Source organism: Mesorhizobium sp. M9A.F.Ca.ET.002.03.1.2 (assembly GCF_003952365.1).
In the GTDB taxonomy this organism is placed as follows: Bacteria; Pseudomonadota; Alphaproteobacteria; order Rhizobiales; family Rhizobiaceae; genus Mesorhizobium.
Genome location: NZ_CP034443.1, coordinates 2,786,237 through 2,801,025, shown reverse-complemented (window position 1 = coordinate 2,801,025; position 14,789 = coordinate 2,786,237). Strand labels below are relative to the sequence as shown.

Genomic DNA, 14,789 nt, shown 5'->3' with positions numbered 1-14,789 from the left:
ATGCACGCATGGTCTTACGTGCTCAGCGTCAGAAATGACTGCGCTTAAAACGTCAGCTTGAAGCCGGCCGACAGGGTCAAGGCATAGAAGTCCATGCCAGCGCTATCCTTGTGGGCTCCTTGTTCGCCGGTCGCGATGCTGTAGGCCGTTTTCAGCCTTTGTTGCGAAAATATTTGTCGACATTGCCGGCCAGGAAGACGCTGGCGCGGTCGGTCATCTGATAATCGATCTTGGCGCCGGCCGAGATGAACGGCACCGTGAAGAAGTCGTCCTCAAATCGCAGGCCGCGCCCCTCCTCGCGCAGCCAGTGATGGTCAACAGCGCTTGCATCAACGGTGAAGCCGCTGCGGAGCAGACCCGAGAGCGTCAAGTTCCCGAGCGTCGTGGTCGCTTTCGCGCCAAGGAACAGGCCGAAATAGCGCTGTTCGTAATCGATGACCGGTTCGCCGTCCGGGAACTTGCCGCGATCCTCGCGAAAGCCGAAGCCGTCCCCACTCTATATGTACGAACCGCCATAGGCCTTCCACTTCATGTTGGTGTATTTGAAGCCACCATGAAGGTTGATAACCGTGGCATCGTTGATCACGAAGTCTGGGCCTGCTGCCATGTCAAGGTTGATGTAGCGGTCAAGGCGGGTGTCGGGGTGGATTGACTGATCCGACCAATCCTGTCCGGCAATACGCCGTTGGCTGAGATGGTCCAGTTCTTCCAGACCTCGGCCTTTAGCCCGGTGGTCAGAACCGGCGCGCCGGTTTCCCAGATCAATTTGCTGATACGATTGCCCACTTCGTCGTAGAAAAGCTCGTTGCCCTTTAGCCAGGTGTAGCCAACGCCACCAAGAACACGACGCTCTTGTCGGGCGCTGAATAGGTGGTCGAATGCGCCGCCATGGCGATGGTCGACGATGTGCAGAACGTGCCGAAAGCAAGAATTGCAAATGCTGATGTGCAGCGATTCATGGGGCCTCCTCGGGACATCCGTTGGTGATCTTTCGTTGAACGACGGCGGCTCACAGCGCCCGTTTGCGGGCGTTGTTTGTCGCGGCGACCATTGCTGGGCATTGGTGCAAAGACGTTGAACTCCGATGCGATGTCCGGGACGGCTTTGGTCATTGCCCTTTGTCTGGTGCGCTGCATAGAACGGCTTGGTCCGCCCACTACCGCGTTGCCGGACCATATAAGAGATTTGGCCCGACGCGAGAGGCGGCACTCGTGGCCAGAGAACGGGATCGCACCGGCCGCCACGCTGTCAAAATGCCGAAGTTGGTGATCCGGCACGACGCTTAGCTTCTTCCCGCTCTTTGGCGATGAAGCGTTCCAGCGTGTGAATCTTGAGCACACCTGAAATCACTTCGTCGCCGAGAACCAACGCCGGCGTGACGTTGATGTACAGCTCCTTGGCGAGCGCGCAATTGCGCTCGAGGACGTTTTCGATGGCGCGGTCTTCCATGTCCCGCTTGAGCTGCTCAACCTCGAGGCCAACGTGTCGTGCGATAGTCAAGATGTCGAATTCGCTGAGCTGCGCGACCGCTCCGGGACGTGGGACTTTCAGTAAGCGCCCCGAACCAGCCTATTTCCTTTCACAGCCAACCGCGCCGCTTGAAAAAGAGATACGGAACCACGGCGGAGAGCACCATCAGACCCAGCGCAAAAGGATAGCCCAGAAGCCATTTTAGCTCGGGCATGGCATCGAAGTTCATGCCGTAGATCGAGGCAACCAGCGTCGGCGGCAAAAACACGACGGCAGCGACCGAGAAAATCTTGATGATCTGGTTCTGCTCCAGATTGATGAGACCCAGCGTCGCGTCCAGCAGGAAGTTGATCTTGTTGGACAGGAAGGTCGCATGGTCGCTGAGGAACGTGGCATCGCGCTGGACGAGCTTGATACGTTGCCGGATTTCCTTCTGCAACTTGCGACCGGACGACGCGACTGCCCAGCTGGTCGAGTCACTCGCGCTATGGTAGGAGACGAGCCGCGCGATGCTCACGAGACTCTCCTGAATTTTCGTCAGCAGCTCACCCTTCCGGCCGATTCGCTCGACAAGGGATTGAAGGTTGCGTGTTTTCTTCGAGGCGCTCGGAGACGTGTTGCGAAAAATTTCGCGTGAGAGTGCATCAATCTCGTCGCCGATGCGCTCAAGCGTGTCGGCCGCGCGGTCGATGATCGCTTCGATCAGACCCAGCATCACCAATTCGCCGGACGTGCAGGGAGGGCCGCTAGTACGCTGTGCTTTCGCCGCATAGATCAAGAACGGCTTCGGTTCGGCGTGGCGGACAGTGACGAGCGTCTGGCCCTTGATAACGAAGGTAACCGGCGCTTTGACAGGGTCCTCGCCCTCGATATTCGCGACCGCGGTGATCGTCATGAACTCGGCGCCGTCTTCATGATAAAGACGGTCCGACAACTCGATTTCCGCCATCTCGTCGCGCGTCGGGATATCAATGGCCAGATGCGCCTTAACAAGCTTCACTTCCTCAACAGTCGGGTTGAGGAGGTCGAGCCAGAGAGCACCGAGAGCTTCGGCCTCCGGCAAGCCGTCAATTGCTGTCAGATGGCCGTTCTGGCCGGTGTAGATGCGCAGCATTTATGGCCCCTTCGGCAAGGCAGTATGCCGCCCGCGGAGCCTTTCCGTAACCGGGGCTGAAGCGCTCTACACTGATCTCGGTCATTTTGGCCGCCGGCCGATTGTGCTGGCTTGGCTGGCGATCGCATTTCCGTGCCTGCTGCTTAACTATTTCGGGCAGGGCGCGTTCGTTCTTTCCCGAGGCGGGACGATCTGACATCCATTCTTCGAGATGACCACGGCTGGACGTTGGTGCCGATGGTGGTGATGGCTACGGCGGCAACTGTGATCGCCAGCCGGGTCGTGATTCCGGCGCTTATTCACTTGTGCGACAGGCCGTCCAGCTCAACATGCTTCCGCGCTTCGAAATCCGGCATACATCCGAAATGCAATTCGGGCAGATATACCTGCCGCGCGTCAACCTGCTGCTCGCATGGTCGGTCATGTTGCGGTCATCGGCTTTGGTGAGTCCAGCGCCCTCCCGTCAGCCTATGGCATATCGGTCACGGGCGAAATGGTTGTGACGACAATCCTGCTCCACATCGTGATGAGGCGTATCTGGAGGTGGACGCTCCTCCCGGCGCTCGGCCTTGCGCTCGTCTTCGGGGTGGTCGATGTCGGCTTCTTCTCGGCGAATATCATGAAAGTGCTCGACGGCGGCTGGGTCTCAATCCTTGTCGCCGGCGTGTGGTCGCGATGACTTGGGTTCGCAGAACCCGCCTCCTCTTCGAGAAGTCCCGCAAGAGCGAAGTCCCGCTCGATTTGATTGCCGAGCAGATGACTGCCAAGGTGCCGTCGCGGGAGTGGTTGGAATTGTGAGTTGGCGTAGTCTCCGGGGTGTCAACCTCGAATCATCCGGCCTTGCGGTGCCGGACAGGATACTACGCCATGACAAGGACTACCATGAAAGCCGAAGCCGTTCATCCCGGGGGATGAGGCGACGAGCTATCTTTTCGACAACTGGTTTGATCCGATCGAAGCTGGCCTGCGCGAGCGGGTGCGCGGCTTCATCGAGACGATGCTCGAGACCGAGTTGGAAGCGGTGCTTGCCCGTCCCCGTTATGGCCGGCAGCCGGCGGCGCGCCAGTGATGAGACCACCGGTGTCGCCGGCCACCGCCACGGCAGCCGGACGCGCACGCTGACGGGGACCTTCGGCACCACTGAGATCACGGTTACGCGGGCGCGCCTCGATGTCGACGAGGACAAGACGGTGGAATGGAGGAGCAAGGCTCTGCGCGCCTATCAGCGGCGCACGAAGGCCGCCGACGCACTGATCGCGTCGAGCTACCTGGCGGGCACGAACACGCGACGCGTCCGTCGTGCGCTTGCCGCCTTGTTCGGCGGCGCGATCGGCAAGGACGTCGTCAGCCGCACCTGGCGCAAGGTGAAGACGGACTGGGACGCCTGGAAGGGTCGCTCGCTGGCCGACGAGCCCGATCGTGCGCCTGATCCTCGACGGGACGGTGGTTCGTGTCAGGCTCGACCGCAAGGCGACCTCGATCCCGCTGCTCGTTGTCATCGGCGTGCGCGCGGACGGCCAGAAGATCCTGCTCGCGGTCAAGAACATGGGCGGCGAGACGACCGAGGCCTGGCGGGCGATCCTCGACGATCTCGTCGCACGCGGCCTCCGCCGCCCTGAGTTCCTCATCGTCGACGGCGCACCCGGCTTGGACGGGGCGATCGCTGGGCTGTGGGACGGGGTGCCGGTTCAAAGATGCACGGTTCACAAGCACCGCAACCTGCTCGCCCACGCTCCCGAGCGCCTGCACGAGGAGATCAGCGCCGATTACACCGACATGATCTACGCGGCCACGCCGGAGGAGATCGAGAGCCGCCGCAAGGCGTTCCTGCGCAAATGGCGGCTCAAGTGCCGGGCGGTGGCCGACAGCCTGGAGGAGGCCGGTGAGCGCCTCTTCGCCTTCACGCGCCTGCCGCCGAGCCAGTGGAAAAGCGCACCAGAACTACAAACGCGATCGAGCGTCTGCATGAAGAGTTCAAGCGGCGCATCAAGACCCAGACCGTGCTGCCTTCGGCCGAAACCGCGGCAATGTTGTTCTGGGCGTTGATTGCGTCCGGCGAAATCTCGATGCGAAAAATCGACGGATGGCACACGCTCCCCGCCAAGCCACTCGATCAGCAGATTGACCTCGCCGCATGAACCGATAACCTCAATTTACCGGAGGCTGCTCCGCCAAATTCCAACACGATCCGCTACGGCACCGACTCCAGAGCCTTCTATGACAAATATTACACGCCCAGCAACGCCGTCCTGGTGGTGGCCGGCGATGTCGAGCCGGAAACGGTCAAGGCGCTGGCCGATAAGACGTAGGGAACCGTGCCGACGGCTCCTGGTCTAACCCGCATCCGCCCAGTCGAGCCGGAGCAAAACGCCAAGCGCACGGTGACGCTGACCGGCGTGCGCATTTCGGTGCCGCGCTTTTCCACGCAATGGATGGTGCCGTCCTATCATACGGCCGCACCCGGCGAGGCCGAGGCGCTCGACTGCTGGCCGACATCCTCGGCGGCGGGACCCGCAGCCGGCTATACCAGCAGTTTTCGACCGCATACGCGCCCAGCTTCTCTCCGAAATCATTGCCGATGAGCGCGAACCTCACGCGATCCCCGAGCTGGCCTGGCGGCGCGGACTCTACGGCACGCATCCGTATTCGAGACCGCCCAAGGGAGCCTGACCAGCGTAACGCCCGCCGATCTAAGCGCCTTCCACAAAGCCGCTTTCGCCCGCGACGGGCTGCATGTGGCGGTCGTAGGCGACATAGATGCCAAAGCCCTGAGAGCAAGGCTCGACCAGCTGTTCGGCGATTTGCCTCAGAAACAGGCGCTCGCCCCCGTACCTGATGTCACCCCGAAGCGGCGAGCGGACGCAGGTCGCAACGCCCTCCCCCAGACTTCGCTCCAGCGGCTTTTCCCGCCATGGGACGCAACGACCCGGAATTCTACGCGGGACAGCTGATGAACGATATAGTCGGAGGCTCACGATTTACCTCACGTCTGTTCCAGGAAGTGCGCGAAAAGCGCGGCCTTGCCTACGGTGTCTCGTCCAGCTTGGAAGACTACCAGCCCAACATGCTTGTCGTGACGACGTCGACGCGCGCCGACAGGGCGGCCGAGACGCTCGACCTGATAAGACAACTAATCAAGGAGCTGGTGGACACAGGCCCAACAGCGGCCGAACTCGAAGCGAGCAAGAAGTATCTGATCGGTGCCTATGCTATCGACAATCTGGGTTCCTCCAGGCCGATTTCCGCCACGCTTGTCGGGTTGCAGCTCGACAAACTCGGCATAGACTACATCCAGCGCCGCCCGGCCCTCATCGAGCAGGTGATCCTCGAGCAGGCAGGGCGGCGGCGAAGAAGCTGCTTTCGGCCGAGCCCGCGATTATGGGCGTTGGCCCGTGACAGCGAATAATCCCACGCTCTACAATAGCTGAAGGACTCGCCGACCTACGTGTGGCTGATCCGACTATGGTGTGGCAGAATGAACGCCTTGAGTTCTGCCTGCTCGCCTTCGCAGACCAGGTTCTCTCCCGTGGTTCGATTCCCGACCCGAAGAACGCCGTCGTTCCGAGAAAGTATTCTAACTTTTGCGTATACCAAATACGGGAAAGTTAGAAACTCTTGAATATGAAGCCGATTATGCTAGCTTTCCCGTATATCAGATACGGGAAAGTTAGAAAATGGCCCTTCACCTCGTTGGGGAAAACATCGATAAAACCCGCAGCCACTATCAGGCTGAAACGGGCAAGCTCGTCCAGCTAATGCGCGGCATCTATGTCGATGCCGGGGAGGATATCGAGGCCACGATACTCAAGCACGCCGTCCGCATCGCCAAATACCTGTATCCCAACGCTTACCTCTCGGCGGCGAGCGCTGTGCTTCTCGGCCCGACCCGGGATGGCCGCCTGTTCCTGAGCGGGCGACGAATACAGCGCAGGCGCTTGCGCTTGCTGGAAATCATTCAGAACGCAGCTCCCGACCACCCATCAGTCGCTCAAGCGATTGTCGATGATGGAATGGGAGAAATCCGGATCGACGTCTCCTCGATGCGCCAGCGCTTCCTCGAAGCTTTCCGCCTGCGCAGCGAACACGCGGCATCCATCGACGAGACGATGCGCGAGGCAATCGCGAACCGCCTCATAGAACAATACGGCAGCGCCCAGGGCGCTGCCGACGCGACATGGGCGCTTGCCCGCGCGAACCAGTGGTATCGCGAGGGCGAGCACGCCGAGCGCTTTTTCCTCCGCCCTCCACTGACCACAGAACCGGCACGCAACGGAGCCGCGCTCGATCTGATCGTGGCGTGGCACGGCGCTCCGCTCGGAAATCTCACACATGATGGTTTTGAGTGGCGCTGGAATGCAGACGATCAGGGCCCGCCACTTGTTCGCCAGACCACGCCGGGCAAGCTCCCTCCTTTCATTCTGTCGCTGCTGCCTGAAGGCTGGCTTGAGTCAGTGTTGAACGACCGCGACGAGCGCGCGACGCTACGCTCGGGCAAACGCTACATGTCCAACATCACCATCGTCGAGCGTGCGAGCGATCTCTCCGCCCTGCCGCCCGACATCCTGTTAACCCGGCTCAATGGCTTCACTAGAAACACTGTCTTCACTGGCCAGTATGCAGGGCCGGGTCGCGGCGACCTGGAGCAGAGTTTCGAACGCAATCTCGCACAGATATTCGAGCGTACTGATACGCCTCGCCTTTCGGGTGTTCAGATCAAAGCGCCTATGTTCCTCAGTGCGGATGGCACCCTCTCTCCCAGTATCGGCCGGCCTTTTACCCACATTCTCAACCTGCGGGTACGGGCGGATTTGAGGCCCTGCCAGTTATCGAATGGCAGTCGCTCGCTTTGGGCAGCGCGGCCGGTTTCAAGACGCCCGCGACAGCGCTCGTCCCGATGCCTGACGGGATGCCTCCGGCGCTACTCGTGGAGCGGTTCGATATCAGAACGAGCCTCGAGGACAAACACCTGCTCGCGCTTGAGGACTTCTGCTCGGTACTTGGCGTGCCCACCGAAGCAAAATACGACGGCACGATGGAGCGCATCGCGCGGGCACTAAGGCCGCTATCGACCTCTCCCGAAGAAGACGTCCTGCTTGTCCTGAAGCGATCCTTATTCGCCTGGCTGATCGCCGATGGCGACATGCACCTGAAGAACATGGCACTGCTGGAAATCGCAGAGCCCGGCAGCACGCAATTCAGCTCAGTTCGCATGGCTCCGCTCTACGACGCGGTCACGACTCGCGTGTTTCCACGCCTCGAAAAAGACCGGATGGCCCTCAAGCTGAACGGCAAGGACGATCGTCTGCGGCGCGCCGACTTCAAGGCTTTCGCGAGCACGGCTGGCCTCAAGGCAGCCGATGCGGATACCAGCATCGACGATCTTGTTGCAGCCCTCTCACGCGCGCTCAACCACCTCGAATTGCCGCCGCCTCTATCAGACGGCTCTCAAGGCGCGAAGATGGCGGAGCAAATGCGCGCGATTGTCCACGAACGCATCGAAGGGTTTGCATAGATGATCGATCTAACTGATACGCCGGTTTCCATGGACCGCACTTCCCAGCCGTGATGGGCGAGACCGCCCCGACAAAGCTTGGCAAGGGCTCGAAAGTTCAGGCTAATGATAGATGCTCAGTGGAGGGCCTATTTTCTAGCGCCGGCGACGTAACCGCTCGATCGTCTGCACAATCCCTTCGGGCGTCGGCTGGCGCAGTCGATGCGGTCGAGATCTCTGCTCGTCGTGGCAATGTTCACGGTGGTCTTTTTGGAGATCCATCCATTCCAGGACGGCAATGGAAGGCTATCGCGTTCTGACGACGCTTCTGCTGATGCGCAGTGGCTATGCTTATGTGCCTTACTCTTCGCTCGAAAGCGTGATCGAGAACAGCAAGGAGGGCTACTATCTGGCGCTTCGGCAAACTCAAAAAACGATCCGCAGTCCGAGGCCTAATTGGCAGCGCTGGGCTGTTTATTTCCTGCGCGCTCTTCAGCAGCAAAAGCAGCGGCTTGAGAAGAAAATCGAGCGCGAGCGTCTCGTGCTCGGTACGCTTCCGGAACTCTCCCTTCAAATAGTTGAAGCCCTCAAGGAGCGCGGGCGAATGACCATTGGCGAGATCGTCAACCTGACCGGTGCAAACCGGAACACCGTCAAAAAACATGTGGCAACCCTGGTCGAAATAAACCATCTAGCCCCAACATGGAACCGGCAAGGGAACGTGGTTTGGCAGACGTTAACACAGACTACTTTATGTGATTCAACCCACGAAACGCACCACGTCCATTTACTTTGAACACAATATGATAAGGAACACTCTTTCCGAGCTTAAGCCCCCGGGCAAAAAGTTTTCGAGGGGTGGTTGCCGCCGCCCTCAGTGCAATTAACCGGTATTGAGTTCCAGCTTGCCAGCAGCGGTTATCAGCGTGGCGTCGATGGCAAGTCCTCCTTTGAAGGCGGTCGCATTCGAGGGGAATGCTCTACAGGGACGACCCGCCGTAAACGACGCTCTTTCGAAAATCCCCGACCTCTTCCACCACAACGACCCCCCTTCTCGTTTTTTGGGGCGCGACCTGCACGGTCCCGAGCCCAGCTGGCAGATGATCTGCGTGCCTACGGTCGCAAAGAAGGCATCACCGTGCTGATTCTCGATTGTGGTCCCTTTTGATTTTCCACGCCCGTTTGTGGCGCTCGCGATGGGGGGCGGCAAGATCGAGGACTTTTGAAAGCAATTTCAATCCGATGATGCTCAAAAAAGGCATTTGGCTGCACTGCTGCTATTCGGACCGATGGCCGGTACGCGCGGTCGGGAAGCCGATGTCCATTGTTCAGTTTGCACCTGATGAGAACCGCAAGCCATCGACCAGAAGCGTTCAAGAATTCTCCCTTTCAAGTTGAGTGGATGGTCTACCAGCCGTATGGCCGAGGCCCTATAAGGACCCGCAGGTGCGGAGTACACGCCGAGGCTCTGCCGATTATACATATCAGCTGCCTTTGAGAGGAACCCGGTTTGCCCCTGTGCCTGCCGATGATCCGCCACTGAAATCCCCGGACCTGTTTGGCGCCGTCCATCGCCTGCCGGCACTTGGCACGTCAGTTCGCGAGCGGTCATTTGTGGTCCTCAACCCGTCGAGCGGCGAAGTGCTGGCAGGACGTCCGACATGGGCGTGGAGGAGACACGGGCTGCGGTAGACGAGGCCTATGTCGCGCAGCCTGGATGGGCGGCGCTGACCGCCCGAGAGCGCAGCGACCTTCTTTGGCGATGGCATCAGCTGATCATCGCCATGCAGGCGATCTCGCCGCGATTCTGACTGCGGAAATGGGCAAGCCGTTTGCCGAAGCCAAGTCGGAGGTTTCGCATGCGGCCGCGTATCTGCAATGGTACGCCGAAGAAGCCAATCGCATCTATGGCGAGACGATCTCCGCACCGTCTACAGACCGTCGGATGATGGTGATCAATCAGCAGATCGGTGTCGTCGGCACGATTACGCCATGGAATTTCCCAGCGTCGATGGTGGCGCGCAAGATCTCGCCGGCCCTGGCGGCGGGCTGCGCGATCGTGCTCAAACCTGCTGAACCGACGCCGCTCGTGGCAGGTGCAATGTTTGCCCTCGCGCAGCAAGCCGGCTTTCCTGACGGCGTTGTCAACCTGGTCTATGCGTCCGAAGGTGATCGCGTGGGGCCGCGAACTCTGCTCCAATGCCAAGGTCCGAAACATCAGCTTTACAGGCTCCACCGAGGTTGGCCGACTGCTCATGCGCCAGTGCTCGGACTAGATCAAGAAGGTCAGCCTCGAGCTCGGCGGCAATGCGCCCTTCATCGTCTTCGACGACGCGGATATTGACGCTGCCGTTGACGGGGCGATCCAGGCGAAGTTCCGCAATGCCGGCCAGACTTGCGTTTCATCGAACCGGCTTTACGTCCAATCGAGCGTTCACGATGAGTTCGTCGAGAAGTTCGTGGAGAAAGTCCGGCACTTATCGGTTGGCGACGGCTTCGCTCCGGGAGTGGACGTCTGACCACTCATCGACATGCATGCTTTGGCCAAGATCGAGTCCCACATCGCAGATGCCGTTGCTAAGGGTGGGATAATTCGATGCGGGGCCGAACGTTTTCAACCCACAGCCTTCACCGAGATCTCCAGCATCATGGCGGTTGCGCAAGAGGAGACTTTCGGGCCGTTGGCGCCGATCATCCGCTTCCACGATGCGGATCAGGTTGTCTGTGAGGCAAACGACACGATTTACGGGCTCGCCGCCTATTTCCATGCCTCGAACCTGAGGCGTGTCTGGCGCGTGGCCGAGGCATTGGAATATGGCATGATTGGCATCAATACGGGGCGTATGTCTTCGGAAGCGGCGCCCTTTGGCGGCATGAAGCAGTCCGGCATCGGGCGGGAGGGTTCCCGCCACGGGCTCGAAGACTACCTCGAAATGAAGTACCTCTGCATGGGTGGAATCTAAATGACGTCGCCCCGAGTTTCTCCAGTTTTGGGTTCGTTTCCGGCGTGGGTTGTGCGCTGCTGGGCGGGTGAAGCGACGGGGGCTGGCGCGGAGCCTTTCGCATAGCGCAGCGCGAGCGACCGTCGCGGATTGAAGGTGGTGGCGAACTTGGCCGGTGTCTGCCAGGCGATTTGGGAGTGCGGCCGCGCGGTGTTGCAGTCGGCGCGCCACAGGCGATAGCGATGCTTGCCATGCGCATGGAATGCCATTCGACCGGTTCTGATCCGCGCAGGAGAGGATGGCGTTCGAGATGAACTGGCTGGCATTATCACTGACCAGTGATGAGCCGGTTCAATTCCCGGGCAACCAAGTGCCCTCGACCGTGCTGAATAGTGCGCCTTTGCCATACCGGCGGATTAGCGCGGCCGACCTTACTTCGGCATGATGCGAGCAATTTCTGCACCAGGCGCGCAACGTATGCCACTCCCTCAGATCGCCCAGCGATACGTCTGGGCCTGCATGTTTGCTGCCTTCTGCGATGGCTTGCCGACACTTTCGGCTCGCCGGGTGTGATGATCTTCTTCTGCGTCTTTCCCTCTCGGCGATATTGCCGTTCGGCCGTCCCGACCAAGGCCAAACCTCGGGCCGTTTTCCCGTTCCCGGGTCGAGCTTGAACGTCTCGTCGATGATGTTCTGGCGTGCTGCGAGCTCAACGCCGAGGCGCTTGGCATCGATGCATGGCACGACATATTGCGGCGGTGTCGCACGTGTTCGACCGTTTGGGCTTCAGGATCGTGCGGATGGGCCACGCTTTTCTGGCGGCGCGAAACACGGGCAATGCGCGTTCAAAACCTGACAAAGGCAGAAACTTGTCAGGTTCAATCCAACCGCCATCCGGGCACTGCGGAGGGTTTTCAAAGCATATTCATGCACTTGCGCGCTGAGCCCGCTGGCATGGACCTTGCAACGCTTGCAGCAGGACGGTATGCAATGGAGCAGACGAGGATGTTCTCTCCCCTGAACCGTGTGCCGTCTCTGAGAGGGAAATAAGCTCATGCAGAAAATCTCACAACCTTTCAACGGCTTTGGAGAACAACGTGGTGTTGCAGATCGAGTCCCCGGCTCCTTCGATTCAAGCGGAAACCTGGCTGCGTGGCGAGCCCCTCACCAGCTTCGAGCCCGGCAAAGTGTACATCGTCGAATTTTGGGCAACTTGGTGCGGTTCGTGTGTGGACGGGATGCCCCATCTGATGCAGCTGCAGGAGAAATACAGGGAAAGCGGCGTTGAGATCGTAGGAGTCGCGGCTAGTGAACGCGCTCCAACGGCCGATGAGGCCCGAAGCACGTTGGACGCTTGGTTGACGGAAAAGTTCCCGAATCTGAACTATCGGATCGCATTCGACTCCACAGGCGAAATGGACAAGCTTTGGCTGGAGCCCAGCTTTTCTTTCTGGATTCCCACCAGTTTCGTGGTCGACCGAGACGGCTGCATCGCCTTTATTGGTGAACCGACGAAACTCGATGAGGTCTTGCCGAAGGTGCTTAACGGCAGCTGGCGCACCAGCGATCAGGCAAAATCCGCCGATGCGGAGCGGATCGCGGAAGGCGAACCCATAGCGCGCGAACAAGCGCTGAAGAAGCCGATCAAGGACAGATATCGGGCGGCGGTGGAGAAAAAGGATTGGAAGACGGCGCTCTCGGCGATCGAAGAAGGCATCGCCTTGATGCCGGACAACCTCGGTTTCCGCCGTTCTCATGTGAATCTGTTGCTTCACAAAATGAAGGACATGCAGGTCGGCTTGCCCGTCATGCGCCAATTCGTTCGCGACGCGATCAACAGAAACTCCGAGAATTGGATGGTTGCGGCGTTAGACGAGCTCTTCTTTCCGAACCTTGACCATTCGCACTTTCCGTCTGCTGAGCGCTTGGCGATGGGAAAACAGCTGTCCGAACACATCCTGGCACTGAATCCCCCGGAAAGCGACAAACGTAAGCTCCTGCCTTATCGTTTGGCAGCCCTGTACTATCACGAGAGCGGCAACAAAGATCGGGCGATCGAGTTGATCGAGCTGGCACTGAAGTCGCAGGGCGGTCCGGAGCTTATCCGGGACGAAGATGAACAGCGCGAAATATCGCATTTACTGCAGTTCCTGGCCTACTTCAAGGGTGAGAAGGTTTGTTACGGCGCTCTGTGTGCGGTTCCAAACAATGGCCGATTCGACAGCTGGTATACCGTTTGCGGCTGATTGTCAGGTTTATGTAAGGGACAGAATTGGCCGGGCGGACAGCTCTTGATGCGAACGGCGCAAACCCCCGCCCGGCTTGCGAAATCACCTGGGCCGGTCTTTTGGACCTAAGTCCGAAGGACTGCGGCCTTCTAAGATGCCCGCCTTTGTTTAGGCGGGCTATGAGCTGAGCTACGGGTTTTGCCCGCTTCTAACCGTTCGCCAGCCTGGCGCAGGTGCCTCTCAACACCTCCACCACACCGAGGTTTCATGCGGGTAGCGAATTCGATCTTGGCGGCATGGCCATTAAGCACATGGGATGGCCTCGCTGGCGGCATGCCTGTGATCTGGTGCTGCAGCCCACGCTTGCCTCCGCCAGCGGTTCGATGAGGCAGCCTGTCGCACAATTGATATCAGGACTTCAATGCCGGAACGCCGGCGCCACCCTCAATTCAATAAATGAGGTGTCGCGCACCACGATTGGCTGCTTGATCCAGGCAATTCCGGCCGCCGTCATCCTCAATGAGGTGACCTCGACCAGAGCCTCGGCCTTGAATGGCATGATCGAGGTGCATGGGTGCGGCCACCGTCATTTTCGTCAATCCGAACGGGATTTCTTGCAACCGCTTTGCGGCTTTATCCAACACGCCAAGGGCCGCGCTGTCGACAGGTGGCGCGAGCTTGGCGCCGAGGCGTCCACGTCAACAGATTCTTCTGACAATCGGGACTTGTACGATCACCCCAGGGGGGCGAGAGCCCATGACGATCATCGTCGCGCCGGCCGCGATCTGAAGCAGGCGTCGGCGCGCCTCCCGCCTATCTTCTGGCGAGGCTTCGGTGAAAGACGCCGATGGCGGAACGGAAACACCAGGACCGGCTGAATAGATCCCGAGCTGTGCGATCGCGTTCGGCCAAGTTGAGGAAAGCGAGCTGAATGCAGGACTTTGCACGCTAGCACCGCGTTGCCGGGCCATATAAGAGATTTGGCCCGGCGCGAGAAGCGGCACTCGTGGCCAAAGAACGGGATCGCACCGGCCGCCACGCTGTCAAAATGCCGAAGTTGTGATCCGGCACGACGCTTAGCTTCTTCCCGCTCTTTGGCGATGAAGCGTTCCAGCGTGTGAATCTTGAGCACACCTGAAATCACTTCGTCGCCGAGAACCAACGCCGGCGTGACGTTGATGTACAGCTCCTTGGCGAGCGCGCAATTGCGCTCGAGGACGTTTTCGATGGCGCGGTCTTCCATGTCCCGCTTGAGCTGCTCAACCTCGAGGCCAACGTGTCGTGCGATAGTCAAGATGTCGAATTGGCTGAGCTGGCCGCGAGCAGCCATAAGGGCGTGATGGAACGCCTCATATTTTCCCTGTTTGCTGGAGGCGAGCGCCGCCAGTGCGGCAAATTTGGAACCCGGTCTCTTGCCCGGACAATGTTTGTAGACAACCTTCAGCATGGGATCATGCTTGAGGGCTTGCTGGATTGTACGGTCTTCCGCCCGGCACCGCGGGCAGTTGTAGTCCAAAAATAAGACGAGAGGGACGTCGCCATTC

Annotated in this window: 9 protein-coding genes and 8 pseudogenes; 10 read left to right on the top strand and 7 right to left on the bottom strand. The window is 59.6% G+C overall.

Annotated elements, in window-relative coordinates:
* Positions 1-151: 151 nt before the first annotated feature.
* The 4 genes and pseudogenes from EJ066_RS13635 to EJ066_RS13625 all read right to left on the bottom strand — a co-directional run bounded on the left by EJ066_RS13635 (position 152) and on the right by EJ066_RS13625 (position 2,584).
* Positions 152-928, bottom strand: a pseudogene (locus EJ066_RS13635) (omptin family outer membrane protease).
* Complete coding sequence (locus EJ066_RS31955) at positions 813-1,112, bottom strand: hypothetical protein (RefSeq protein WP_245455262.1); 300 nt, start codon at positions 1,110-1,112, stop codon at positions 813-815. Before EJ066_RS31955 ends, EJ066_RS13635 begins: the two are co-directional and overlap by 116 nt.
* Positions 1,113-1,248: 136 nt before the next feature.
* Positions 1,249-1,449, bottom strand: a complete 201-nt coding sequence (locus EJ066_RS13630; protein WP_236387758.1) for a hypothetical protein — start codon at positions 1,447-1,449, stop codon at positions 1,249-1,251.
* A gap of 130 nt (positions 1,450-1,579) precedes the next feature.
* Positions 1,580-2,584 carry a magnesium transporter CorA family protein gene (locus EJ066_RS13625; RefSeq protein ID WP_091595874.1) on the bottom strand — a complete coding sequence of 335 codons (1,005 nt, stop codon included), beginning with the start codon at positions 2,582-2,584 and terminating at the stop codon, positions 1,580-1,582.
* Positions 2,585-2,624: 40 nt separating this feature from the next.
* On the opposite strand from EJ066_RS13625, the pseudogene EJ066_RS13620 reads away from it, so the two are divergent.
* The 9 genes and pseudogenes from EJ066_RS13620 to EJ066_RS13590 form a co-directional block, all read left to right on the top strand.
* A pseudogene (locus tag EJ066_RS13620) lies at positions 2,625-3,361 on the top strand (KUP/HAK/KT family potassium transporter); the annotation flags it as partial.
* A gap of 124 nt (positions 3,362-3,485) precedes the next feature.
* Positions 3,486-4,722 (top strand): annotated as a pseudogene (locus tag EJ066_RS13615) (IS256 family transposase).
* Positions 4,723-4,782: 60 nt separating this feature from the next.
* Positions 4,783-5,114: pseudogene (locus EJ066_RS13610) on the top strand (insulinase family protein); the annotation flags it as partial.
* An 82-nt stretch (positions 5,115-5,196) separates the two neighbouring features.
* Positions 5,197-5,535 carry an insulinase family protein gene (locus tag EJ066_RS32585; RefSeq protein ID WP_348629324.1) on the top strand — a complete coding sequence of 113 codons (339 nt, stop codon included), beginning with the start codon at positions 5,197-5,199 and terminating at the stop codon, positions 5,533-5,535.
* A complete protein-coding gene (locus EJ066_RS32580; protein ID WP_348629320.1) occupies positions 5,535-5,990 on the top strand; it encodes an insulinase family protein in 456 nt (151 codons plus the stop codon). The genes EJ066_RS32585 and EJ066_RS32580 overlap by 1 nt, the downstream gene beginning before the upstream one ends.
* Positions 5,991-6,258: 268 nt before the next feature.
* Positions 6,259-8,096 (top strand): annotated as a pseudogene (locus EJ066_RS13600) (HipA domain-containing protein).
* A gap of 201 nt (positions 8,097-8,297) precedes the next feature.
* A pseudogene (locus tag EJ066_RS32575) lies at positions 8,298-8,354 on the top strand (hypothetical protein); the annotation flags it as partial.
* Between the two features lie 19 nt (positions 8,355-8,373).
* Complete coding sequence (locus EJ066_RS13595) at positions 8,374-8,871, top strand: helix-turn-helix domain-containing protein (protein ID WP_245455149.1); 498 nt, start codon at positions 8,374-8,376, stop codon at positions 8,869-8,871.
* 714 nt (positions 8,872-9,585) lie between these two features.
* Positions 9,586-11,038, top strand: a pseudogene (locus EJ066_RS13590) (NAD-dependent succinate-semialdehyde dehydrogenase).
* Here EJ066_RS13590 and EJ066_RS13585 read toward each other — a convergent pair.
* A pseudogene (locus EJ066_RS13585) lies at positions 11,035-11,356 on the bottom strand (hypothetical protein); the annotation flags it as partial. The pseudogenes EJ066_RS13590 and EJ066_RS13585 sit on opposite strands and share 4 nt — an antisense overlap.
* Before the next feature lie 758 nt (positions 11,357-12,114).
* On the opposite strand from EJ066_RS13585, the gene EJ066_RS13575 reads away from it, so the two are divergent.
* The gene (locus EJ066_RS13575) at positions 12,115-13,263 is read left to right on the top strand and encodes a TlpA disulfide reductase family protein (protein WP_126038514.1); all 1,149 of its coding nucleotides are present in this window, start codon (positions 12,115-12,117) and stop codon (positions 13,261-13,263) included.
* Positions 13,264-13,663: 400 nt separating this feature from the next.
* Here EJ066_RS13575 and EJ066_RS31365 read toward each other — a convergent pair whose 3' ends face one another.
* Both EJ066_RS31365 and EJ066_RS13565 read right to left on the bottom strand, forming a co-directional pair.
* On the bottom strand, positions 13,664-13,804 hold the full coding sequence (locus tag EJ066_RS31365; protein ID WP_164783577.1) for a hypothetical protein: 141 nt from the start codon (positions 13,802-13,804) through the stop codon (positions 13,664-13,666).
* A 204-nt stretch (positions 13,805-14,008) separates the two neighbouring features.
* A complete protein-coding gene (locus EJ066_RS13565; RefSeq protein ID WP_245455205.1) occupies positions 14,009-14,761 on the bottom strand; it encodes a DsbA family protein in 753 nt (250 codons plus the stop codon).
* Between the last annotated feature and the right edge of the window lie 28 nt (positions 14,762-14,789).